We start from the raw sequence: 22,338 nt of genomic DNA on the forward strand, positions 1-22,338 counted from the left end.
TGATTAATGTAAATTGAATAAAAATATTTATTTAAGAATAGACAAAAGCCAATAAGATTTAAAATATTCTGGTAAAAATTCTCCAATTATTTTCAATTCAAATTCTACATCTTTTTGTTGAATATCGATAATTAGATGATAAATTAATTCAAAATTAATGCGGTTTTGTTCATCCATAAAAATAAACTCACCATTTTTAGTATTATTAAGTTTTTCGATTTCTAATTTCCCAACTTTACCGTTAATTTCTGGCTCTCGGAGATCTCTAAATAACTGAAATTTATGTTTAGGAGAAGATACAACTAATTCATTAAAATTCCCTAATCTTGCGGCAAAACCTGCGGCTGAAATATTTAAAAAGGCAATGATATTAGTACCATTTTTATTGATAATCGCTAAATGTTCGGGTAGTTTTCTTTTGCCTAACATTAGTTGATTGATTTCCAAAGAAGGCTCAATAGTTTGGTAGGCTTCTAAAATAGTTTTGAGTTTACCTATGTCATCAGAATCCGTAATTACTTGAGCTTTTTGATATTCTTTTTCTAGTAATTGTTTTTTATTATCTAAGTATTGAAAAAGTGGATTTTTAGATGGTAGTGTTTCTCTTCCTGTTAAACTATCGTTTCCTGTTGAAGTAAAATTATCTATTGGTTGACTAGAATCATCTTTTTTAACAAAGTTACTAACTAATTTACCTATTTCAACTAAAGTAGATTCTAATTCTTGTACTTTTTCTTCTAAATCAAAAGATGATTTTGTGATAACAATATCTTCAGGTAAAGGGATTTGATAAAATTTATAGTTAAAATAATCAGAAGCTCTATTTAATACCTTTCTAATAGATGATTTATTTAAAGTATCTTCTAACTGTTGATTTGTAAAAATATCTGCTAACTTTAAATTTACTAATTTTGCTTTTATCGTTAAAATTTCCTCTAATTCTGTTTTATTAAGTGTTGGTAAATTAATAATATTTTGTCTCCATCTATCGTTAACAGCTTCGTCAAAGTATTCTTGAAATTGTTGCCAACGATTAGGAAATAAATTGAGAATTATTAAACTATTTGGTACATGAGTGATAATCTCTTTTATCGCAGATCCAAAACTATATAAAATACTTCTATTTTGAGGTAATCCTAAACCTTCTAATTGATCAAAAACAATAATTAATGGTTCATCTAATTTAGATAAAATGCCAAATACTCTAATTGCTTCTAAGGCAAATTCTTCTCTACTTAAATCATCTTTCCAATTAGTTAGACCAATTTTTTGTACCTCTTCATCTTCTAATTGATTTCCTGCTAACCAACGCTCGGCAATAGTTTTTAAATCTAATTTACTATAGCGACAATAACGAATAATTCCTCTTAAAATTTCACTGGAATAACCACCAACATGATGTTCATAATTTGCCCACCAATCGATAATATTTCTTTCAATATAATCCCAATTATTGCGATGTAAATCAGTATTTTCTTTGCCTAAAACATTAAATAAACTTAAATAATCTTGTTCTAAATTCTGAATTAATTTTTGACCTTTTTCGGTTTTAGTAACATTATCTGAGGAACTTAATATTTTAGTAAAACTATGGGCAATTAAGTATTCTAATTGAGTATTTTCTTTTTCCGGAACAAGTTGAAAAAATGATTCTAAAATGCGAGAATAAGTATGATATAAAACACTATCAGGGTTATTCGGTTGACGAATAAATAAAAGGCGATTTTTTTCTAATAATTTGTGAGCTACTCTCATAATTAAATGAGTTTTACCTGTACCTGCTTCTCCGATAATTAATGCCCCTTGACTTTGATTATTTTTATCTTCTTTAATTTCTCCTAAAATTCTTTGTAAACGTTTAAATTCTTGGTCATAAATTGCTTGATAGTCAGGATGATTTTGAAAGGGATCATCAACTCTACTGCTAGTAAAAGGATTGTGATAATTTTTGGGAGCAAAAGTTTTTTCTAAATCAACAATTTTTTGATCAATATCATTCATAGTTTTTGTTAAATATAAGTATAGTTGATGCGTAAATTTAGCATCATAAACGGCACTATGGGCAAAATTATCTTGGAAATATTGTCCTTCTACTTTTAAATTTAATTGTTTAGCTAAATAACTTAAGCCATAACTAAGATAATCAGGAAAACTTTGTTTACTTAATTGTACAGTACAAATGAAATTTAGTCGAGGGACAATTTTTCTAACTTTATGAAAACTATTAAATATTATTTTTTGATCATGTTCTGCATGATGACATACGATAATTTTATCTTTAATAATCGGCTCAATTTCTTCAATTATTGTGTTTAAAGATTTTAAATTTATCCTAATATTTTCATTGTTATAGTGATCTTTTACAAAACTATTATAAAGCACTTTTCCTCGATCATTTAAAATTCCAATTTCCCTTAAAATATTTTTACCTTCAGTATCTAAAAATATAATTTTTGCAGGATTTTTTACTATTATTTTTCTTTGTTCACCTAAGTTATTTATATTTTTATTATTCATTTTCCATTACTTATTATTAATTATAAAATAACAATATCATCATAAATCAGATTTTAAATATATTATTTAACGCTAAAAAAAATACCTAAAATATATTGAATTTTCCCTAGATAATTTCTCTCATTAACTTAGAGGCTCAGATTCTTTTAAACTATAGTAAATCTTTGTCTCCACGTCAGTTTTTAAAGAGTCTAAATTATCACCTAACTGTTCTTGAATTGCTTTCGTTAAGGTGATAGAAAAATCTATATTAATCTTTTTATTATTAATCAATTTTACTAACTCTTGTAAATCACTTTTTATAGTAGTGCGTTGACTAGAAGTAAGTTTGAAATAATCATTTTCTTTTATTCCTTCGTCAATCATAGTAGCTTTTATTTTCTCTTTCAAATAATTAATTTCTGAGTCTAATAATAGCCATTTTTCTTCAATTTCTTTATATCTTTTACTCAATACATCTAAATTGTTGTGTTCAAAATTTCGGTTAACCTTATCTTCTAATTCTATTAATTTATTATAAATTTGAGCAAGATAAACACAGTCCATTTTTGCATATTCTAACTGACTTTTTTGTAACGGACGAATACTCCAATCTCCTCCTTGTTCTTCCTTATTTAAGTCCTTAAAATTAGTTAAATATTCCGTTAAAGTTTTTAAACTATGACTTTTTACTGGTAATAAATGATAAGGAAATTTTCGAGAAAATTCGAGGGTACAAAATACATTCTTAGCGGTGATTTTGCCTAATAACTTTAAATCATAATTAGCGTTATGAAAAACTTTTTTAATGGATTCATTGATCATAATATTCTGAATAAAAAAATCAATTAAATCTGGTTTATCTAACACATCAAGCATATAAGTTCGACTACCATCAAGATTTTCTGGATATGCCAAAACTTGAATTAAAGATAAACGAGGTTTTTTTGTGGCATAATCAGCGACTTCAGTATCTAGCCAAAGAATATCAGTTTCTATTAAGTCAAGAATGATATTTTTTATCTCATTTTCATCAGTTAAATAAATCATATCCTAGATGGTCTAAATTTTTAATGTCAATGCCCATTTTCTAATTTCTTGACGAATTTTTCTTCTTCCTTGCATACGATATTGATTAATAACTTCTGGTATCTCTTGTACGGGTAAATCTGGAAATACTAAACTTGATCGTGATTCTTGATAAGTTTCATCGTTTTGTAATAAATAAACTTTTAACAATCCTTCATCATAACACCACACTTCAGGAATCCCTAAACGAACATAAATGGGAAAACGATTTAAAGATTTACTGGTAAGATCAATTTCTAAAGCTAAATCAGGAGGAGGATCTTGATTTAAATCATAGTCTAATTTTCCTCTAATTTTTGCCTCATTTTGGAAATAAAAACAGTTATCAGGCTCAATACCCGCCATTTTTGCCTGTTTACGCCAAGTAGTTGAGCCTAAATTCTCATAATCTCTTTCTAATACCTCAGCAATGTCTTTGATACAATCACCAATATTTTCTTTATAGTATTCGTGCTCAGGTAAAGGATTCATAATTTCCAAGATTCCATTATCATAAGCAATCCTAGCAGAACGGGTTTGTCCTAAATCTATGAGGATATTTTCAAATTGTTGCCAATCTATATTGTATAGTAAGACTCGATCAGCTCTTTTTTTGGTAAGCATCATTATTGAAAAAGTGAAGAATTTACTAATATGATAACTCGATTTTTTATTAATACCCGACCTTTTAACTGAAAGATTAAGTCAATTAAATTTCGGCAATTATGTTGTAAATTTGATGATTTTAGTTCGTAAAATTTACTAAATAATGCTCTTAAAATTACTTGTTATTAATTACTCATTACTCATTATTAATTATTAATTAAACTTCTGCTAAAATCTTAGAAGTAACTTTATCAGGTACTTGGTCTAAATGATCATATTGCCAATTGAAGAAACCTACCCCTAAACTTAGCGATCGCAATTCGATAATAAAATCTTGCATTTCGGCTTGAGGTAAATAAGCATTTACTTGATCCCAATTTTTCCAATTAGTCATAGAGTCATAACCAAGAATTTGTCCTCGATGAGTACTAACTAACTGTAATACTTTAGATGTAAATTCTGAAGGTATAGATATATCAACTTGTAAAACGGGTTCTAATAAAATAGGTTCACATTGAAGCATTCCTTCGCTCATAGCAATCCGTGCAGCTTGTTTAAAGGCTTGTTCTGAGCTATCTACCGCATGATATGAACCATCAGTAAGGGTGACATCAATGTCCACGACAGGATAGCCTAAAGGACCTTGTATTAAATATTCTCTGACTCCAGTTTCTACCCCAGGTATGTATTGTTTAGGTACGACACCGCCCACAATAGTTTGATGAAATTGAAAGCCTTCTCCACGAGAAAGAGGTTTTATTTCTAAATATACATCACCGAATGCACCATGACCACCGCTTTGATGTTTATACCGCCCATGAATTGTTGTACTTTTACGGATGGTTTCTTTATAGGGAATTTTGGGATTTTGAGTAACCATCGATAAGTTATACTTATTTCTTAGTCGCTCTAAAGTTACTTGTAAATGAATCTCCCCCTGTCCCCACAAAATAACTTCGTGAGTATTCTCATCTTGTTCCCATTTCAAAGAGGGATCTTCTTCTGATATTTTGGCGATCGCACCAGAAATTTTTACTTCATCTTTACGATTTTCTGCAGTAACAGCTTTGGCATAAACAGGTTGAAAAATTTGAGCTTTAGGAAGAGATTTGATCAATGAAGAAGCATCAGTAATAGTGTCTCCTGTTTTAATGCCTTCTAGTCGTCCTAATGCTACTATTTGCCCAGTATTAGCCCAATTTAAAGATTTTTGTTGACTACCCATTAATTGATATATACCGCCCACACGCACTCCATTAAGAGTCATACCATCGATTAAATTACCCTGCCAAACTCGTACTAGAGATAATCTTCCTCCTTGGGTGCTATAGTAAGTTTTTAAGACTTGAGCGATAACAGTTTCAGAATTAATTGGTTTTAAACCTCGTCTTTCGGCAGTTATATTAGGCTCTGGTGCTTCTTTGACTAAACTATCTAATAATGGACGCACTCCGTAATCATTTTGAGCAATACCAAAAAATACAGGAACAATTAAATCTGCACTCAAATCTTGTTTTAAATCTTTAATAATTTCTTCCTCAGAAGGCTCAATTTCTTCAATTAATTCCTCTAATAAATGGTCATCAAAATCTGCTAAGATTTCTAACATTTCCTGTCTTGCTTTGGTTTCAACTTCTTTTAATTCATCAGGAAAAGAAACTAAATCCGCTTCGCTATCTGGATGATAATGATAGGCTTGTTCTGTGATTAAATCAATATAACCAATGACATCTTGATCTTTTTTGATAGGATATTGTTGAGGTACTAAAGGACGAGTAGAAACATCTTTAATTGCCTTTAAAACATCCATAAAATTATCCTGAGATCGATCCATTTTATTGATATAAACTAGATGGGGAATTTGCCATTCATCCAAAAAATGAAATAAGGGTGCAAGGGTTAAAACCTTACTCACAGAAGGTTCGCAAACGATGAGTGCACAACCTGCTGCTACCAAAGCATTATAAGTTTCTTGCATAAATTCCACAGATCCCGGACAATCAAGAAAAGTAAAATTTATATCTTTATATTCTGTATAAGCAGAGGACACTTCAACACTCATATTACGGCTTTTTGCCTCTAGACAATTATCTCCAATACTATTGCCATTATTGACATTTCCTTTACGATTAATTGCACCTGAAACGAACAATAAACTCTCTAAAAGGGTGGTTTTTCCACTAGAATAAGGACCAACAATCGCAATATTTCTAACAGATATATTTGTATTTTCATTCATAAATTCTGCTCCTAATTTGATTTTTGTTCTCAGATTAATTCATTGACTTTAATCTTGAAATCTTTTGTTAAATATAGTTTTGATGAGATCTTCTATATTTTTAGAGTAGCTTATTTCTGACTTTTAGAGGTAGATAATGTTATTTATCTTAAATATTTATCTCTTTGTTAAGTTTTAATTTTAATTATGAATTTTCTTTGCTAAATTTTAATTCAAGAAATAAAGAAGAATTACCATTAAAAATCATTTATGGTTTTTGTTTGCCACGTTACATTTACTTTCATCGCTGTTAGAGATAATAGTAATTAGTCTGTGTTCAATTTAGAAAAATAAGTTTGTCAGAATCTTAAAGCAAAAATTGTCAGAGTAAATTTATTTCAGAATTTAAGACATCGATGAGTAAATACTTGAGTAAAAAAGATGAAACCATTAATTATTGTCTCTGGGTTAGGCTATACTGGTTACAAAATTTATAATTTATTAAAGCAACAAGGTGCAAATGTCGTTGGTATTAATAATCGCCCTATTGCAACTCAAGTTGATGATCAAATCATTGTTGGTGATTTACGTTCTCCCATAGTATTAATAGAAGCAGGAATAAAACAAGCCTCTACCATCGTTTTAGCCAGTGGTGATGATGCTTTAAATGTAGCTATTTTAACTCAAGCCAGAATTTTAAACTCAAAAATTCGTATTGTTAATCGTATTTATAATCATACCCTAGGAGCAAGGTTAGATAAGACTTTAACGGATCATTTTAGCATGAGTGTTCCTTCTTTAGCCGCTCCTATTTTTGCCTTTGCCGCCTCTGGGAATCAGGCTATTGGACATTTAAAACTATTTGAACAAACATGGGCGTTACATGAAGAAGTTATCACTAAAGAACATCCTTGGCATGGATTAAGTTTAGCTCAGTTGTGGGATAACCTTGACCAAATGTTGATTTATTATCTGCCTAAAAATAGCGAAATGGACCTTGTTTCGGCAGTAGTAAATAATCAAGTATTAGAGTTAGGAGACCATCTAATTTTAGCCAATAAAGCAAAAGTAAAACCAAAACGATCTTTTTTCCTGTTTCGATGGTTAAAAGTTTTTTTCAATATCAATACCTATAAACAATATGCACAGTCCATAATTATGGTGACATTAACTTTGTTAACCTTAATTTTTCTGGCTACTTTCACTTATCTATGTGTGAATTGGGAAATTTCCCCTGTGGATGCTCTTTATTTTAGTGTTGGTATGATTACTGGTGCTGGGGGTAAAGAAGAAGTAGCAGAGTCTGCACCTGATGTTATTAAAATTTTCACAGCGATTATGATGATTGTTGGTGCTGGAATTGTAGGTATTTGTTATGCTTTAATCAATGATTTTGTCTTAGGTAGTCGTTTAAAACAATTTTGGGATGCGGCAAGAGTGCCAACTAAAAACCATTATCTTATCTGTGGTTTAGGTAACGTTGGCATGGAAATTCTCAGAGAATTACATCAACAAGGTCATGAAATTGTTGTTATCGAATCTGATCATAATAATCGATTTTTGCGCTCAGTGCGATCGCTAGGTATTCCCGTAATCGTAGAAGATGCCTCCTTAGCTGACACTTTACAAGCCGCAAACATACAAGGGGCAAACGCAATTGTTGTTTCTACAAGCAATGATATGATTAATGTGGAAATTGCTCTGACAGTAAAAGCCTTAACACCGAAAATTCCTGTTATTTTAAGAGTACAAGATAATCAATTCGCTGAATCAGTTAAGCAAGTATTTCAATTTGAAAATGTTTTATCTCCCACAGAGTTAGCAACTTATTCTTTTGCTGCAGCAGCATTAGGAGGCAGAATTTTGGGAAATGGAATGACTGACGATTTATTATGGGTGTCATTAGCTACCATGATCACTCCAAATCATCCTTTTTGTGAAAAATTTATTAAAGAGATTGCCACAGAAGCAGATTTTGTTCCTCTTTATATTGCTAGGGGAAGAGAGAATATTCATGGATGGAATTTACTCAATGCTCAACTAACTAATAATGATGTTTTATATTTGACCATGCCTGCAACAAAATTAGATCAACTTTGGCGAGTTTCTAGTTCTTCCCCTTTACTGATTTCTCGTTGAGTCGATAGAATTAGGAGTGCTAAAAAAGTTTTTTGATGAGAGTAGTTCAACAATGAATAAGTATTCATGGAAAATTCATTGTATAGAGGCAATAGGTTTAAACCCTTTGTTATCATTGTTTTGAGAGAAATAAAATCCACAATTAATTTTACTCACTCACTTAATATACAATTGACAACCACTTCTGTCTTGATTAAATTGTTGAACTTTGAAAAATGGTAATTTTTTGCTTTTTTCCTTTGAAAGGGGAGGTTTTAAATTTTTAATGAAAACATTGTTAATTATTAATTATCGATGATCAACACTTTATTTTAAAGGACTTTTTACTTATTCAGTAAACCCTTAATTAACAATTTGTTGATTAAATTAACGCTTAAGTGTTTTTTCTTTTATCTTGTTGTTTTTTGAATAAGCCACCAAATCCTAAAGCTAATCCAGTACCTAAAATAGTTAAAGGTTCGGGAACATCACGAATCGGCATTTTACCTGTGGTATAGATAGTAAAATGAGATAATCCCGGATTTGGATCGCCATTGCCTTTATAAATACCATCAGTATTCCACGTACCATTGAGAAAATTAAAATTATCAAGAACATCCAGACCTAATAAGTATGCACTATAAGAAGGTCCACCTTTCAATACTGCCATTACTCCGCTATATTTATGTGAGCCATCTCCTCCCAGATCTAAGCTCCAACCCCCTGAAGTACCACCACCAGTGACGGTTAAACCTTTATCAGTGCCATTGTCATCATCAACTTTCGCAAATTCAGTCCAGTTATTAAGTCCAAAGATACCATCCAAATTAGAGTTAGAGTCATTTCCACTAAAAGGACCTTCACATAATATAGAAGTAGTTAAGTTAGCTGTACTACACAATACGGTTGAACTAGAGGAAATAGTTTCTTTTTCCTTTTCCTTACCCTTATCCTTATCTTTCGCTTGAGCTATTTCAGGGTATATGCCAATCAAACTTATAAATACAGTTGACATTCCAATGGTTGCTAATAGTTTTTTGTTCATTTTCCTCTTTTGTCAATACTTAAGTGATTATAGCTAAGTATAAAATATTTTTTTTGAATTGACTACTTATTATTGTTGCTTTACATAATCTTTATATTTAACCAGAAACTTAATCAAAATATATTTACGTTTAGTTGTAAAATCTTTTCTATTATACTTAAGTAAATAATCTCAAATAAGTATTAACAAGTAAGTAAAAACTCTATGAATAAAGTAAAATTGCTCAATATTTTGATCGATAATCTTTCTCTGTCTAACCTTCTTGAAGAGTTAACCAAAAATGGAGGATTTATCGTGACTCCTAATGTGGATCATTTAGTAAAACTACAGAAAGATCCTGATTTTCTTAAGGCTTATAAAATAGCTGATTATGTAGTTTGTGATAGTAAGATTTTGCAATATGTCCTTAAATTGTTAGGAAAACCGATACAAGAAAAAATTTCAGGTTCAGACTTACTACCAGCTTTTTATCATTACAATCAACACAATGAAGATATTAAAATTTTTCTCCTTGGGGGTGAAGAAGGAGTTGCACAAAAAGCTCAACATAACATTAATCAAAAAGTAGCCAGAAAAATTGTGGTTGATGCTTTATCTCCTAGTTTTGGTTTTGAAAATAATCACAGTGAGTGTTTAACTATCATCGATAAAATTAATCAATCTGGTGCTAATGTATTAGCTATTGGTGTTGGTGCACCGAAACAAGAAAAATGGATTGTAAAATATCGTGCTCAATTACCTAACGTGAAAGTATTTTTGCCTATCGGTGCGACTATTGATTTTGAGGCAGGATATAAACCTCGATCGCCAAAATGGATGAGTAATATGGGTTTAGAGTGGTTATATCGTTTAATTTCTGAACCGAAAAGACTATGGAAACGTTATTTAGTTGATAGTATTCCTTTTTTGATTCATATATTGCAACATCGTTTTGACATTTATAGACATAATCCTATCGTAGAATTAAAATCAATGCCTTTAGGAATGGTTTTAAATCACGCTGGATTATTATCTAATGAACAATTAAATTTAGTGTCGAAAACCCAAAAAGAAAAAAACTATGAAACAAATTTAGGAAAAATTATCCAAAATTTTGGATTATTATCTCAAGAAACAATCACATTTTTTGCAGAAACATTACCGAAAATGATTGAATTAAATCAAGTACTTCTTATGGGAGATTATTTACAAAAAGCTCATTTAATCACTACTTCACAAATTCAATATTTATGCCAAAAACAAAAACTATTATCAACACATAAAAAACTGGGAGAGTTAATAGTAGAAGAAGGTTATATTTCTCAAAAAACTTTAGATTGGTTTATTGAATTTCAATATGTTTTAAAATCTCAACAAGGTAACAAAAATACAACTTTCAGACAAATTTATCAGGAATTGGAGACGATACCATCATCTCTAAATCCATAATTTATTTATTCTGGTAATTTATACTGAGATACAATTTTTTGAGCATAATCAGGGACATGATCTGCTAGTTTTTCGGGGTAATTACGCTTAACATAAAGATAGTTGCGGGTAAAGTGAGAATCAATGGAAAAACGAGCATATTCTAATCCTTGAGGACCTATTTTTTCGATGACAACACCCATTAATTGTGCCGCCCACATGGGTAATGTTACACCTTTGTCATAGGCAGGAATACTGTTTTGTACCGCTTGTTTGCGATCGCCTTTAGAGGTTACAGGTTGAGTATCAAGTTGATCATGGACTAAATTTAACATTTCTTTGCCTGTTTCGTTACGTACCACAATCCATTGCCAACCAAAAGGCGCACCCATATAGCCCACCACTAAATCTGCTAAGGAATTTACATAATCAAAACAAGTCATGCAAGAAGGGGCAAAAACATCTTTTAATTTATTAGTTTTTAAACCAAAAAAAGGTACTTTTTCTTCGCTACCATCTTCATGTTTAAAATGCACTCGAAAATCCTGCATAAATTCATAGGCAACTACAGTATCAGGGGATTTACTGGTAGTTTCTAAAAATTTCTGTAAACCTGCACGGGTGACATTATCAACGCAAGGAGTGCCTAAAATATAGAGTTTTTCTAAACCTAATTTTTTTTCCACCGCTCGTAATGCCTGAATTTGACAACCAACGCCGATGACTAATAAGCGTTTCATACCTGATTGCTCAATTTGTTCTAAAACCGACAAATTAGGGGATAAAGTAGGCTTATTTACCCTTGCCTTTAAAATTTCTTCTGTAGTCGTGGCAATAATGGGTTTAGGTTGAAAACGATCATTTTCGCTACTTTGAACACATACAACTCCTTCTACTAACCCTTGAGTTAACATTTCACAGGCGATCGTACTCACAATTCCTGTCCATTGAGCGCCTTCGATGGGTTGTTTTTTTTTCGCTGACATCATCTCTTGATGGACACCAAAATAAACATCATACTCATTGTTTAAATCTCGACTACGCCCATGGGCATCAGCTTCTAATTCGGCGATTTGTTGATGAATAAAAGCACAGGCTTCTTTGACATAATGGATATAATAGGTATCGCACAAGCCACATTCACTACATAAATCTTTTGCAGGGCGACGACTACCGGGTTTTAAGGCTTTAGCTTTTTGATGAGAAGTAATTGCAGTCATGTTATAAATAAAATTTTATCATTCCCTTGTAAAGAGCAATCAATTATTATATTATCTGAGTTCGACATCAAATGAGCTTATTAACCGAAAACAACATCTTCTTTGATTTTATTTTTCATGGAAGGTTCAAAAATTTCATATCTTCCCTTACCTTTGCTTTTGGCTTGATACATCGCAATATCCGCATTTTTAATGAGATCTTCTACATTTGTACTATTAATAGAGCTTAAAACAATACCAATACTTGCATTAGTACATAATATCTTATTTTCGATACTAAAAGAAATACTCAAATCATGGTGAATACGTTGAGCAATGCGGCAAACTTCCTCAATATCAGTGACATCTTCCAATAAAATCGCAAACTCATCTCCACCAAAACGTGCTACAGTATCTATAGAACGTAGTAACTTCATCAAACGATTTGCGACTTCAATTAATAATTTATCTCCGATTAAATGTCCGAATGTATCATTAACCATTTTAAAGCCATCAAGATCTAAAAATAAAACGGCAAATAAATATTTTGAGTTACGATAACATCTTTCAAGAGCATCATTAAGTCTTTCTGTAAACCAAACTCGATTTGGTATGTTAGTTAATGAATCATAAAAAGCTTGACGTTTTAACTGTTCATGACTTATTCTTCTTTGAGTATCATCTCGAAATATAATTACTTTTCCTCCAAATTCTTCGATAAAATTGTTAACAGAATTCATCTCAAGATATTCGCTAATGGAAGAAATTTGACAAGTAATAGGAATTTCTATGGCATTTTTGTTAATTAAACAAGTGACTTCTGGTATTTTTGTCTCTTCATCAGATTTGATAATTTTCATCAAAAAAGAATCGAGACTATTTTTCGTATTATCATCAATTATATTAAAAACGGAGGAAATAGGTTGATTGAGAGCTTCTGTTGATAACCAACCAGTGATTTTTTCGGCGGCGGGATTAACAAAAGTAATAAAACCCTTTCCACTGGTGACAATAATTCCATCAGCAATGCTATTAAGAATCATCATTAACCAACGGGTATTTTGTTTTAGTTTTTGATCGATAGAATGTTTATAAAGGGCTATTTCAACGGCGATATTTAATTCTTGTTTAGTAAAAGGTTTAATAATGTAACCGAAAGGTTGAGATATTTTTGCTCTTTCGATGGTGTTTTTATCACCATGAGCGGTTAAATAAATAATGGGAATATCTAAAATTTCGACTATTTTTTCTGCCGCCATAATCCCATCCATTTTGCCAATTAATTTAATATCCATTAAGATTAACTGGGGTTTAATTTTTATGGCTTGTTCGATGGCTTCTTCTCCAGAATCGACCAGTAATGGTACCTCATACCCAAAATCTTCTAAAACTGATTGTAAATCTTGGGCAACAATACTTTCATCTTCAACAATTAAGATTTTTATCGTTCTATTTGTCATTAAATGATGATTCTGTTTATAGTTATCAATGATTCTTATTTCATTATAAATTATTAGATATTTAATTAAGGATTTCCATCACATTCGTTACAAATTGATTGATAAACTCAAACCCATTGAATGACATTACCATCATAAGTACTTGTGTATAGTCTATGGAAAGCAAGGATTTTAAACCCTTTTTTGCCCCATTGTTACCAAAGGCTTAGGAAAAATAAAACCCACAGTTAATTATACTCATCCACTAATCGCTCTGTTTTTGGACTTCCCTTAATGCGAGTTAAAGTAATGATATATTTTGTTCCTTCTTCTCTATCTAAAATAATATTTCCTCGAAGTTGACGGACGAGATTTTTCACTAATTTTAATCCTAGTGTTGTACTTTTTTCCCAGTCTAAATTTGGTGGTAAACCTTTTCCATTATCAGCAATAGTTAATACTAAATTTTCTTGATCATCTGCTGTAATTACAATTAATAATTTTCCTTTTTCATTTTCATTGAAAGCATATTTAAGTACATTAGAAATTAATTCATTAATGATTAAACCACAAGGTACAGCAGAATCTATATCTAAAAAGAAATTTTTTTCCACTTTTACTTTCATTTCAATGGATAAAGTATTTATTTGATAGGTGGAAAATAAAACATTAATCAATTCTTTGAGATATTCAGATAAGTTAATTTCTGAAAGATTATCAGATTGATAAAGATGCTCATGAATTAATGCCATAGATTGAATTCTACTTTGACTTTCTTGAAGTTTCATCGCTGTAGAAGGATCATTAATTGAACGACTTTGAAGATTTAATAAACTATGAATTATTTGTAAATTATTTTTAACTCGGTGATGTATTTCTTTTAATAAAACTTCTTTTTCTTTTAATGATGCTTCGATTTTTTGTTCAATTAATTTTAATTCTGTTACATTGCGAATGCTTACAACTATACCTGATATACTTTTATCTGCTTCAAAACAGGGAGAATAAGTGACACTTAAATATTGTGGATTTTGTTGATCCCGATTATCCCACATTTCATATTGAACTATTTCACCAGATAGAGATAATTCTACTTTAGGTTTAATGATATTCACAAAAGCTTCTGGATCTAAAATTTCTGCAATATGATGATTAATAATTTCCGAATAAGATTTGTTATGTAAATCTAAATATCTGGGATTAACTACCTTATAAATGTAATCTCGACTCACTAAAGCGATAGCATCATTACTGACAGATACAATACGTTCATATTGCTGTAAAATCTGTTCTGATTTTAGACGCTCAGTAATATCTCTTGCGGCGGAATAAACTAGATTATTAACACGAATAGATCTCCACTCAATATAACGGTAAGATCCATCACGACAACGATAACGATTAACAAAATTGTCAATTTTCTCCTGATCATTTTTTAAAACTGAGATTATTTCATTAGTTTTTTCTAAATCTTCTGGATGAATATAGTCTAAAAATTTTGCCCCTTCTAATTCTTTAATGGAATAGCCAAGAGTTTTTTCCCACTGACGATTGAGTCTTACAAAATAACCGTCTAAATTGGCGATAGATAATAAATCAATGGCTACATAAAAAAAGCGATTTAACTCTTGTGTTTTTAACCTTAAGGAGATTTCTGTTCGTTTTTGTTCTGTAATATCATAAGCGATCGCCCAAAAACTTTGAGCTATATTGTTTTCATTAAATACAGGAAAAAGAACACTACGAAATATTTTCATTTGATTATTAATAATCACTTCATCTTCTATATCTAATGTTCGAGGATTATTTTTTAAAGATTGAAGTCTAGCTCTAAAAATCTTACATACATATTCGGGAAACAAATCTTCAAAGGTTTTGCCAATAATTTTTTCTGAAGGTAGATTAACTTTATTGCTAAAAGCTTTGTTAACATCTAAATAACAACCATCTTCATCGAATAAACTAATAGATAACGGTGCATTATCAAGGAGAGATTGCAATTGTTTATTCAGTTGTTGAATTTGAATCTGTGCTTGTTTTTGCTCCTGAATATCTCTCCCCACAGATTGAAACTCTATAAAATTATTTTCTTCGTCAAAAATTGCCCTATTTATCCATTCCATCCAACGAATTTCACCTTTAACTATTGCACGATGCTCAATAATCGCAACAGGATTTTTTAAAGATAAAGAATCAAGCATTTGCTCTATTTTTTCTAAATCTTTTGGATAAATCACAGGATGAAATTTAGAGCCGATTATATTTTCTTTATCAATGTCATAATATTTACAGTAGGCTTGATTAACAAATAATATTGTACCATCAGGTAAAAAACGACAGATTAATTCTGTTTGATCTTCAATAATGGCTAAATATTGCGCTTTTCTTTTTTTTAAAATAATTTCTACTTCTTCCCGTTTAGCAATTTCTTCTTCCAATTGTTGATTTAATTTTTCTAAAAATTCTTTTTTTTCAGTTAATTGTTGCCATTGTTGTTTTAATATATGTTCTACCCATTTACGTCTAACATCAATTCCATCTAAAACATAAGCATTTTTCCATACAATAATAGAAAAAGTGATTATATAACTAATTCCTAAAAGATTAAATCCCATAGCAATAGTGTAAAAATTTTGTTCATAACCAATGAGAATTAATTTACACAGCACAGGAGACAATATGATAATGATAGGTAATAAACTTCTAGCAATCTCACCTCCTACCGTATCATTACTAATAACCTTCATTAGCCCTCGTTGAGGATGTCGAAAAAGAAAACTGATACTTAACATCATCAAATTTAATGAAGTATGCAATGCCATATCAGTATAAGATTCTATATTATTAAAATAAGCATCGTAATCGATTAAACCTAAAAACGCTAATAATGCAATAAAAAAAACAACTAAAGAAAAAAGTTCACACAAAAAATAAAAAGAAAGATTGAGATTGAAAAATAATTGAATGAAGGCTAATACGACAAAACAAAAGGCAGTATTCAACCCCATCCTTCCTCTTACTGCTTTTGTCGCCTGTATACCGCCGCTATCGTAAAATATATCTTTTATAAATAACTCATCAATACCAAAATTTAAGTTAAATAAATATTCAATTATAGTTAACGTGGCAATAATTATTACAATCACTATCAACACATTTATGATGGATTTTATGATCCTAAGTTGCCATAATGAAAAGCTATTATGTAATCGATTGTGAGTAAAGTATTGATAAGATAATAAACTAGAAGTACTTAAAAAAATAAAACACAAAGCCGTATTAACTTTCATCGTAGCTAATTCGGAGTGAATTCTCGTCAATAAATCCACATGAAAAATCCATCCCATTATCACCAATATAGAGATAAAACTCGTCAAAGCAGGGAAAAAAAGACTGTACTTAATTAAAGTTGTTTGAAATTGTTGAGAATTAAAACTAGAATCTTTCATATGAAAAAGCCAACAACTATTGAAACCAACTATTTACATCTTAAGAAAAAAACTTAAAAAATTATTAATTAGAGTGTAATGAAAAAGTTTTTTGGTGAGGGTAGGCAATGGTGAGAGTAAAAGAATTAAATTTAATAAATAATTATCAAAAACCGCTTTTTATAAAATTTGAGTCAATCCTCTACTCTTCTTTTACTACATAATTCTCATCTTAAAATATTTATTGAAAGTTAAATTAATTAACAACAGTAAAATTAAGCGGGTGGGGGGAATCGAACCCCCATCATTAGCTTGGAAGGCTAAGGTTTTACCACTAAACTACACCCGCAGGTTTATTTAAAACACATTCACAATTATAACAACAGGTTTAAAATTTGGCAAGGTTAATTAAAAAATAATTTCGACTAGAACAAATCATTGCATATTTTTCCATAATTGTTCATATTGTTTAACTGATGCAGAAGGTAAAGTTTCAATAAAATCACTTTTTGCAAAAACATCTGAAGACATTTGCACAATTTTTGAGTTACTTTTCAATGATGATTCTATAGGTGATACTCCATTGGTGAATAAATTTATTTGTTTAGCAGACTTTTCTTGCCAACAAAAATCAATGAAATCGTATATTTTCTCTAATTGTTGAGGATTATTTTTGTCTTGACGAGGTTTTACCCATATATCCGCCCATAAAGATGTACCAGATTTAGGTATTACTGCGGAAATATTTTTGTATTGTTTCACTAAAGGTAGTATGTCAGTTGACCATCCCACTGCTAACCAAGTATCACCTAAAATTAAAGGCTGTAAATAATTAGTATTATCATAAAATTTGACTTGTTTTTGCAATGCTATCCACTCTGATTTTAGCTCTGAGATCGTGTTTAAATCTTCAAAATTATAGGAATAACCAAGTTTTTTTAAAATCAAGCCTAAAGTTTCTCTAGGTTGATTTAAAAGGGAAAATTTGCGGGTAAGATCTTTTTTCCATAAGTCATGCCAGTCTTGAGGTTGCCATCCCAATTCTGCAAATTTATCATTACGATAAGCTATCATCGCACATCCCCAACGATAGGGTGCCCCCCAAATTTTACCCTTATTATCTAATTTACCTTGATCATTTCTGGTTACTAAATTCTGAAATTCCAGAGGAAGATTTTGCCAAGTTTCGAGTTTATTTAATTCTACAGGCTCAATTAATTTTTCAACAATTGCTAAATTTAACCAATAATTACCTAATGTCACTAAATCATCGGCAATAACAGGAGATTTATTCTCAGAAAAGTTAGGCAAAGCAAAAGACAATTGATTTTTTTCTCTAATTTTATTTTTACCCTGCCATGTTAGCAATAAATCATATATATCTTTGAGGGTTGATTGTGGTTGAAAATTAACGATGCCTATTTTTTGGAATTCTTGTTGTAACGCAACTATTAATTGTATGGGAATTGAGCCTTGTAGTTGTGCAATATTTAGATCATATTTTTTTTCACATCCTGATAACATAGAAGCTAGGGTTAAACTACTGATACCCCATAAAAAAGATCGACGATTTACCATATCAATTAACAGTGAAAAATGCCCTCTTATTGTATCACCATTGCCTATTATTCATTACCTATTACCTGACTTCTACAATAATAATGAATCTACGTCAATTGTTAAATTAATCAGGAATAGTGGACATTATTTTGTTTAAGACTTTAGCATAGGAAATAGAAAAAACAAATAGTTAAATTAGTTTTAATCAATAATTGAATATGTATAAAAGAAAACAAGAGTTGGTGAATTTACACAGTAAAGTTAATCAGCTTTACGATATTGTTAAACAATTAGGAGAATATATCGGTTGGGAAGGATTGAACAATATTTCTCTGTGCGATTTGAATGTTAATACTGTTTCCGAATCATGTCATATTACCGAAGAGAAACAAAAAAAACACTTTAAAACTCATAAGGATATTTTAATGGATGATGATGCTATTTCCTCAGAATTATCCGATTATACTCAGATTGAAAATAATATTTCCTGTGAAGAACAAGTATATCGTTTGACAGCCCAATTGACGGCGGCTTATCATCGTATTGCATCTCTTGAAGATCAATTATTAGCTACTCGTAGTCATATGGAAACTAGACACAATGGTTTCTATCATGTGCAATAATTCTACTTTATTCATACCTAGCAAATGGGATGCAATTGCACTACCTCCTGCACCAACCCCTTCTTTTACATATCCTTTTTCATAGGCTTGTAAACTAGGATAATTTGAATTACTAAAATTTAGCTCCGTGGCACACAAGGAAACGTTACCGATAATTTTACTTAAACCAATAGTATCACCTGTACAATCTTCCGCCACCCAACGAGTTGTACCAACGATAATGTTTTCTAAGTTAGCCTCAGTATAGTAACATAAATTTTTCAATGCCTTAATTAGCGCAAAAATTGCTAACATTTGTGTACCACCTGCTAACATTACACCGATTTTTTTACTGGCACTTAAAGCTATTCCTGCCACCACAATTTGCATGGGATCACCTACTGCGGCTATAATTTCAAAAGGATCAAATATAGTATTTCGATCATTTAATCCAGCTTGAATTAATCCTTTTTGTACTAATGACCATTTTTGTTCATGATTGCAGATAGGATGACTACTGTTAACTTTTCCTTGAGCGGAAATTCCTAATGCCGTTAATACTGCTAAAGCGGTAGTTGTACCACCCACAACACATTCACTTAAAATTAGATAGCTAGATTTGCTTTGCTGTGCTAAATTTTCTCCCCAAAATAATCCTTGTTGGTATAAATGCTTAACTAACTCTAAAGGTAATGCTTTTCCTGTAGAAACACAATTAGCTGGTTTTCCACCTAAGTCGATATTTTTAATAGAAGGGGATTCTAATAATCCAGCATTAAATATATAAACTGGTAAATTAAATTTTTCAATTACCGCACGACTAATAAAAGTAGGAGAAATACCCACACTTAAAGGTGGTAAAGCAAAAGTTGGATTTTCTTGAATTCCATTCACCAAAAATTCCCCATCAGCTAAGGCTGTATAACGTCTCGATTCGGGTGTTATCCCTGCGGTAGAAATATTGGGTAATAAAGCCGTAGCAGTAAAGCCTAAAGTGCAAGTAAAAATAGGAATACAATCGTTATATTTATTCAACCATTTTTGTCCTTGCTCAATTTCAGTATAAACTCTTATATCCATATAATAATTAACAATAAAGGAGTTTTATCTTCACGTCCTCTAGTCTCCTACTCTTTCCTGAAACTCAATTTCGTCATTATTACTAATTAAAGTTTGCTCAAAATAGTCTGCTATATTATTTTTTTGATCAGCTACTAACACTTTAGCACGATGACCATTAATCATAACATCTTGGCGATCGCATTGTTCATAAGCATAAATAATTAACAAATCACCGGGTTTACATAATAAAGCGGCACCACCATTAGGGCAGATTTCCCGACTACCTCTTATTCCAGGTATAGCATAAGTTGACCAACGTTGGGCATTATTTAAGTTAACTACATCTACTTCTTCCAAAGGTAAAATACCGACTTTTTCCATTAATTCAGGATCAATAGAAATACTACCGACATAATCTACATTAGCAGACGTAACCGTAACTCTATGTAGTTTACCGTGCATTAATCGGATCATGTTCATAAAATATTAATTAATAGACTTTGATATGGTTTAGTTAAACTAAGATGTTGCACAAGAATAAAAATATCCAATAAAGTCAGAGTTAAGAAAATGAATTGACAACAAGTTTTAGTAAATTATTGTTGCTATATTCTGTTTTATGGCTTCTTTATGCCTTCATCAATGTATTTTATGGTTAGTGCAAGACTTAAGTTAAATGAAAGGAGATAAAATCAAAGATAAGTCAGTAATGGGAGCAGGAATCATAGCACCTCTGGAGTCGAGTAATTGTACTATTACTAAATAGATAACACCTAATAAAACTGAAATTATTCCTGTAATTATCGCCACTATTTTTTTTCTTTCCATCTCTTAATCTCTTTTTATAATATTTATTTTGTTTAAGTTTCTTAAAATTCTGTTACCTAATTATATATTAGTTATTTACTTGTACAAAACTATTAAACCATGATGGAGTAAATTCCTCAAAAACAGATCTACTGCTAAACTGAGATCTATGTAAAAAAAGATTCAATGAAGATTATAAAATATTTATTAAGAGTAATTACAACCCCTTCACTTTTTACACTGATTTCCCGTTAGAATGTTTTAGAATGCTGGTAAGGAATTTTTATTTAACTAGATTTTAATTGGTATTTTTTCTTACAGAAAGTGAAATGATAATACTTTAAATGTTGATAAGGTTAATAGAGGTAAAAAAATGAAAATTTCCCACTTTTTACGCCAATATGAACAAGGAATTCGTGAATTTCGAGAGATTAGACTACAAAGTGCTGATTTAGCTCAATCAGTTTTAGTAGCGTTGAATTTACAAGGCTCAAAATTAATTGGTATTAACTTCAATCGTGCTTTTTTGACTAAATCTAATTTTACCCACACTCAACTAAATTGGTCAGATTTCACCTATGCTAAATTAAGTGAGGCTATTTTCAATTATGCTGATTTAACTAAAGCTAATTTAACTGGTGCTTTTATGGTGCGATCGCAATTTATTAAAAGTCAATTAAGCGGTGCAAATCTTAGTCATGTTAATTTAGCGAAGGGTGACTTAACAGAAGTCAATTTATGTGGTGCATCTCTTTACCGAGTCAACTTAAGAGGGGCAAATATGAATAAAAGTAATCTTAATTGGAGTAATTTTCAAGAGGCAAGATTAAGTGGTGCGAATATGAGAGAATGCTCTGCTTATCAAGGTAATTTTACACGATCTTTTATGAAAGAAGTTAACTTAACTAATAGTAACTTAGTTGAAGCTAATTTAAGTGGTGCAAGATTAAGTGGGGCAAATTTACAAGAGGCAAATTTACAAAGGGCAAATTTCCAAGGGGCTCGTTTATGTCGAGTTAATTTTCGAGATGCAGATTTAAGAGGTGCAAATTTTCAAGGTGCAGATTTAGAAATGGCAAATTTGACAGGGGCAATTTTAGATAACACTAATTTATCTCAAGCTAATTTAAGCGGTGCAAATTTAGCTCATACTAACCTTAATAATTCTTGTTTAGATCGAACTATTTTACCAGAAACTTTACACAAAATTATGAACGTAGATATTAACAACAATCTTAATTATTATTCTTTTAATATTTTTTTGGAAGCAAGTTAAACTATTA

The 22,338-nt window shown here is 30.6% G+C and carries 16 protein-coding genes and 1 tRNA gene; 4 read left to right on the forward strand and 13 right to left on the reverse strand.

Features of this window, described 5'->3' with window-relative positions; translation table 11 throughout:
* Positions 1 to 27: 27 nt before the first annotated feature.
* From GM3708_RS14720 to GM3708_RS14735, 4 genes are all read right to left on the reverse strand, one after another.
* Complete coding sequence (locus tag GM3708_RS14720) at positions 28 to 2,517, reverse strand: exonuclease domain-containing protein (protein ID WP_071827626.1); 2,490 nt, start codon at positions 2,515 to 2,517, stop codon at positions 28 to 30.
* Between the two features lie 123 nt (positions 2,518 to 2,640).
* Complete coding sequence (locus GM3708_RS14725; RefSeq protein ID WP_066348528.1) at positions 2,641 to 3,546, reverse strand: 3'-5' exonuclease; 906 nt, start codon at positions 3,544 to 3,546, stop codon at positions 2,641 to 2,643.
* Positions 3,547 to 3,558: 12 nt separating this feature from the next.
* Positions 3,559 to 4,188, reverse strand: coding sequence for a Uma2 family endonuclease (locus GM3708_RS14730; protein WP_082714150.1), 630 nt, complete (start codon positions 4,186 to 4,188; stop codon positions 3,559 to 3,561).
* Positions 4,189 to 4,387: 199 nt separating this feature from the next.
* Positions 4,388 to 6,409, reverse strand: a complete 2,022-nt coding sequence (locus GM3708_RS14735; RefSeq protein WP_066348533.1) for an elongation factor G — start codon at positions 6,407 to 6,409, stop codon at positions 4,388 to 4,390.
* A 420-nt stretch (positions 6,410 to 6,829) separates the two neighbouring features.
* Between GM3708_RS14735 and GM3708_RS14740 the strand changes: the two genes are divergently transcribed.
* Entirely contained in the window at positions 6,830 to 8,527 is a 1,698-nt protein-coding gene (locus GM3708_RS14740) for a TrkA family potassium uptake protein (protein ID WP_066348536.1), read from the forward strand.
* 373 nt (positions 8,528 to 8,900) lie between these two features.
* On the opposite strand, the gene GM3708_RS14745 is transcribed toward GM3708_RS14740, so the two are convergent.
* A complete protein-coding gene (locus GM3708_RS14745; RefSeq protein WP_066348537.1) occupies positions 8,901 to 9,551 on the reverse strand; it encodes a PEP-CTERM sorting domain-containing protein in 651 nt (216 codons plus the stop codon).
* Positions 9,552 to 9,755: 204 nt separating this feature from the next.
* Here GM3708_RS14745 and GM3708_RS19735 point away from each other — a divergent pair, with 204 nt between their 5' ends.
* Positions 9,756 to 10,979, forward strand: coding sequence for a WecB/TagA/CpsF family glycosyltransferase (locus GM3708_RS19735; protein ID WP_071827627.1), 1,224 nt, complete (start codon positions 9,756 to 9,758; stop codon positions 10,977 to 10,979).
* 5 nt (positions 10,980 to 10,984) lie between these two features.
* Here GM3708_RS19735 and GM3708_RS14755 read toward each other — a convergent pair whose 3' ends face one another.
* The 5 genes from GM3708_RS14755 to GM3708_RS14775 all read right to left on the reverse strand — a co-directional run bounded on the left by GM3708_RS14755 (position 10,985) and on the right by GM3708_RS14775 (position 18,602).
* Positions 10,985 to 12,178, reverse strand: coding sequence for a Coenzyme F420 hydrogenase/dehydrogenase, beta subunit C-terminal domain (locus tag GM3708_RS14755; protein ID WP_066348538.1), 1,194 nt, complete (start codon positions 12,176 to 12,178; stop codon positions 10,985 to 10,987).
* Between the two features lie 80 nt (positions 12,179 to 12,258).
* Positions 12,259 to 13,617 (reverse strand): diguanylate cyclase domain-containing protein, encoded by a 1,359-nt coding sequence (locus tag GM3708_RS14760; protein ID WP_066348540.1) that lies wholly within the window; start codon positions 13,615 to 13,617, stop codon positions 12,259 to 12,261.
* Positions 13,618 to 13,844: 227 nt separating this feature from the next.
* Complete coding sequence (locus GM3708_RS14765) at positions 13,845 to 17,045, reverse strand: PAS domain S-box protein (RefSeq protein WP_066348542.1); 3,201 nt, start codon at positions 17,043 to 17,045, stop codon at positions 13,845 to 13,847.
* Between the two features lie 257 nt (positions 17,046 to 17,302).
* Positions 17,303 to 17,373, reverse strand: a tRNA-Gly gene (locus GM3708_RS14770).
* Positions 17,374 to 17,459: 86 nt separating this feature from the next.
* Positions 17,460 to 18,602 carry an extracellular solute-binding protein gene (locus GM3708_RS14775; protein ID WP_066348544.1) on the reverse strand — a complete coding sequence of 381 codons (1,143 nt, stop codon included), beginning with the start codon at positions 18,600 to 18,602 and terminating at the stop codon, positions 17,460 to 17,462.
* A 200-nt stretch (positions 18,603 to 18,802) separates the two neighbouring features.
* On the opposite strand from GM3708_RS14775, the gene GM3708_RS14780 reads away from it, so the two are divergent.
* The gene (locus tag GM3708_RS14780; protein ID WP_066348545.1) at positions 18,803 to 19,207 is read left to right on the forward strand and encodes a hypothetical protein; all 405 of its coding nucleotides are present in this window, start codon (positions 18,803 to 18,805) and stop codon (positions 19,205 to 19,207) included.
* Here GM3708_RS14780 and cobT read toward each other — a convergent pair.
* The 3 genes from cobT to GM3708_RS18900 form a co-directional block, all read right to left on the reverse strand.
* Positions 19,151 to 20,266 (reverse strand): nicotinate mononucleotide-dependent phosphoribosyltransferase CobT, encoded by a 1,116-nt coding sequence (gene cobT, locus GM3708_RS14785; protein WP_066348548.1) that lies wholly within the window; start codon positions 20,264 to 20,266, stop codon positions 19,151 to 19,153. The two genes, GM3708_RS14780 and cobT, sit on opposite strands and share 57 nt — an antisense overlap.
* 39 nt (positions 20,267 to 20,305) lie before the next feature.
* Entirely contained in the window at positions 20,306 to 20,728 is a 423-nt protein-coding gene (panD, locus tag GM3708_RS14790; RefSeq protein WP_066348549.1) for an aspartate 1-decarboxylase, read from the reverse strand.
* 192 nt (positions 20,729 to 20,920) lie between these two features.
* Complete coding sequence (locus tag GM3708_RS18900; protein WP_173645022.1) at positions 20,921 to 21,076, reverse strand: hypothetical protein; 156 nt, start codon at positions 21,074 to 21,076, stop codon at positions 20,921 to 20,923.
* 352 nt (positions 21,077 to 21,428) lie between these two features.
* On the opposite strand from GM3708_RS18900, the gene GM3708_RS14795 reads away from it, so the two are divergent.
* Positions 21,429 to 22,331, forward strand: coding sequence for a pentapeptide repeat-containing protein (locus tag GM3708_RS14795; protein ID WP_066348551.1), 903 nt, complete (start codon positions 21,429 to 21,431; stop codon positions 22,329 to 22,331).
* The last annotated feature ends 7 nt before the right edge of the window (positions 22,332 to 22,338 follow it).

Origin of the sequence: Geminocystis sp. NIES-3708 (genome assembly GCF_001548095.1) — a bacterium.
GTDB lineage: Bacteria > Cyanobacteriota > Cyanobacteriia > Cyanobacteriales > Cyanobacteriaceae > Geminocystis.

Coding starts and splice junctions, on each gene's coding strand:
- GM3708_RS14720 (WP_071827626.1), bottom strand. CDS start 2,517: ATGAATAATAAAAATATAAATAACTTAGGTGAACAAAGAAAAATAATA.
- GM3708_RS14725 (WP_066348528.1), bottom strand. CDS start 3,546: ATGATTTATTTAACTGATGAAAATGAGATAAAAAATATCATTCTTGAC.
- GM3708_RS14730 (WP_082714150.1), bottom strand. CDS start 4,188: ATGCTTACCAAAAAAAGAGCTGATCGAGTCTTACTATACAATATAGAT.
- GM3708_RS14735 (WP_066348533.1), bottom strand. CDS start 6,409: ATGAATGAAAATACAAATATATCTGTTAGAAATATTGCGATTGTTGGT.
- GM3708_RS14740 (WP_066348536.1), top strand. CDS start 6,830: ATGAAACCATTAATTATTGTCTCTGGGTTAGGCTATACTGGTTACAAA.
- GM3708_RS14745 (WP_066348537.1), bottom strand. CDS start 9,551: ATGAACAAAAAACTATTAGCAACCATTGGAATGTCAACTGTATTTATA.
- GM3708_RS19735 (WP_071827627.1), top strand. CDS start 9,756: ATGAATAAAGTAAAATTGCTCAATATTTTGATCGATAATCTTTCTCTG.
- GM3708_RS14755 (WP_066348538.1), bottom strand. CDS start 12,178: ATGACTGCAATTACTTCTCATCAAAAAGCTAAAGCCTTAAAACCCGGT.
- GM3708_RS14760 (WP_066348540.1), bottom strand. CDS start 13,617: ATGACAAATAGAACGATAAAAATCTTAATTGTTGAAGATGAAAGTATT.
- GM3708_RS14765 (WP_066348542.1), bottom strand. CDS start 17,045: ATGAAAGATTCTAGTTTTAATTCTCAACAATTTCAAACAACTTTAATT.
- GM3708_RS14775 (WP_066348544.1), bottom strand. CDS start 18,602: ATGGTAAATCGTCGATCTTTTTTATGGGGTATCAGTAGTTTAACCCTA.
- GM3708_RS14780 (WP_066348545.1), top strand. CDS start 18,803: ATGTATAAAAGAAAACAAGAGTTGGTGAATTTACACAGTAAAGTTAAT.
- cobT (WP_066348548.1), bottom strand. CDS start 20,266: ATGGATATAAGAGTTTATACTGAAATTGAGCAAGGACAAAAATGGTTG.
- panD (WP_066348549.1), bottom strand. CDS start 20,728: ATGAACATGATCCGATTAATGCACGGTAAACTACATAGAGTTACGGTT.
- GM3708_RS18900 (WP_173645022.1), bottom strand. CDS start 21,076: ATGGAAAGAAAAAAAATAGTGGCGATAATTACAGGAATAATTTCAGTT.
- GM3708_RS14795 (WP_066348551.1), top strand. CDS start 21,429: ATGAAAATTTCCCACTTTTTACGCCAATATGAACAAGGAATTCGTGAA.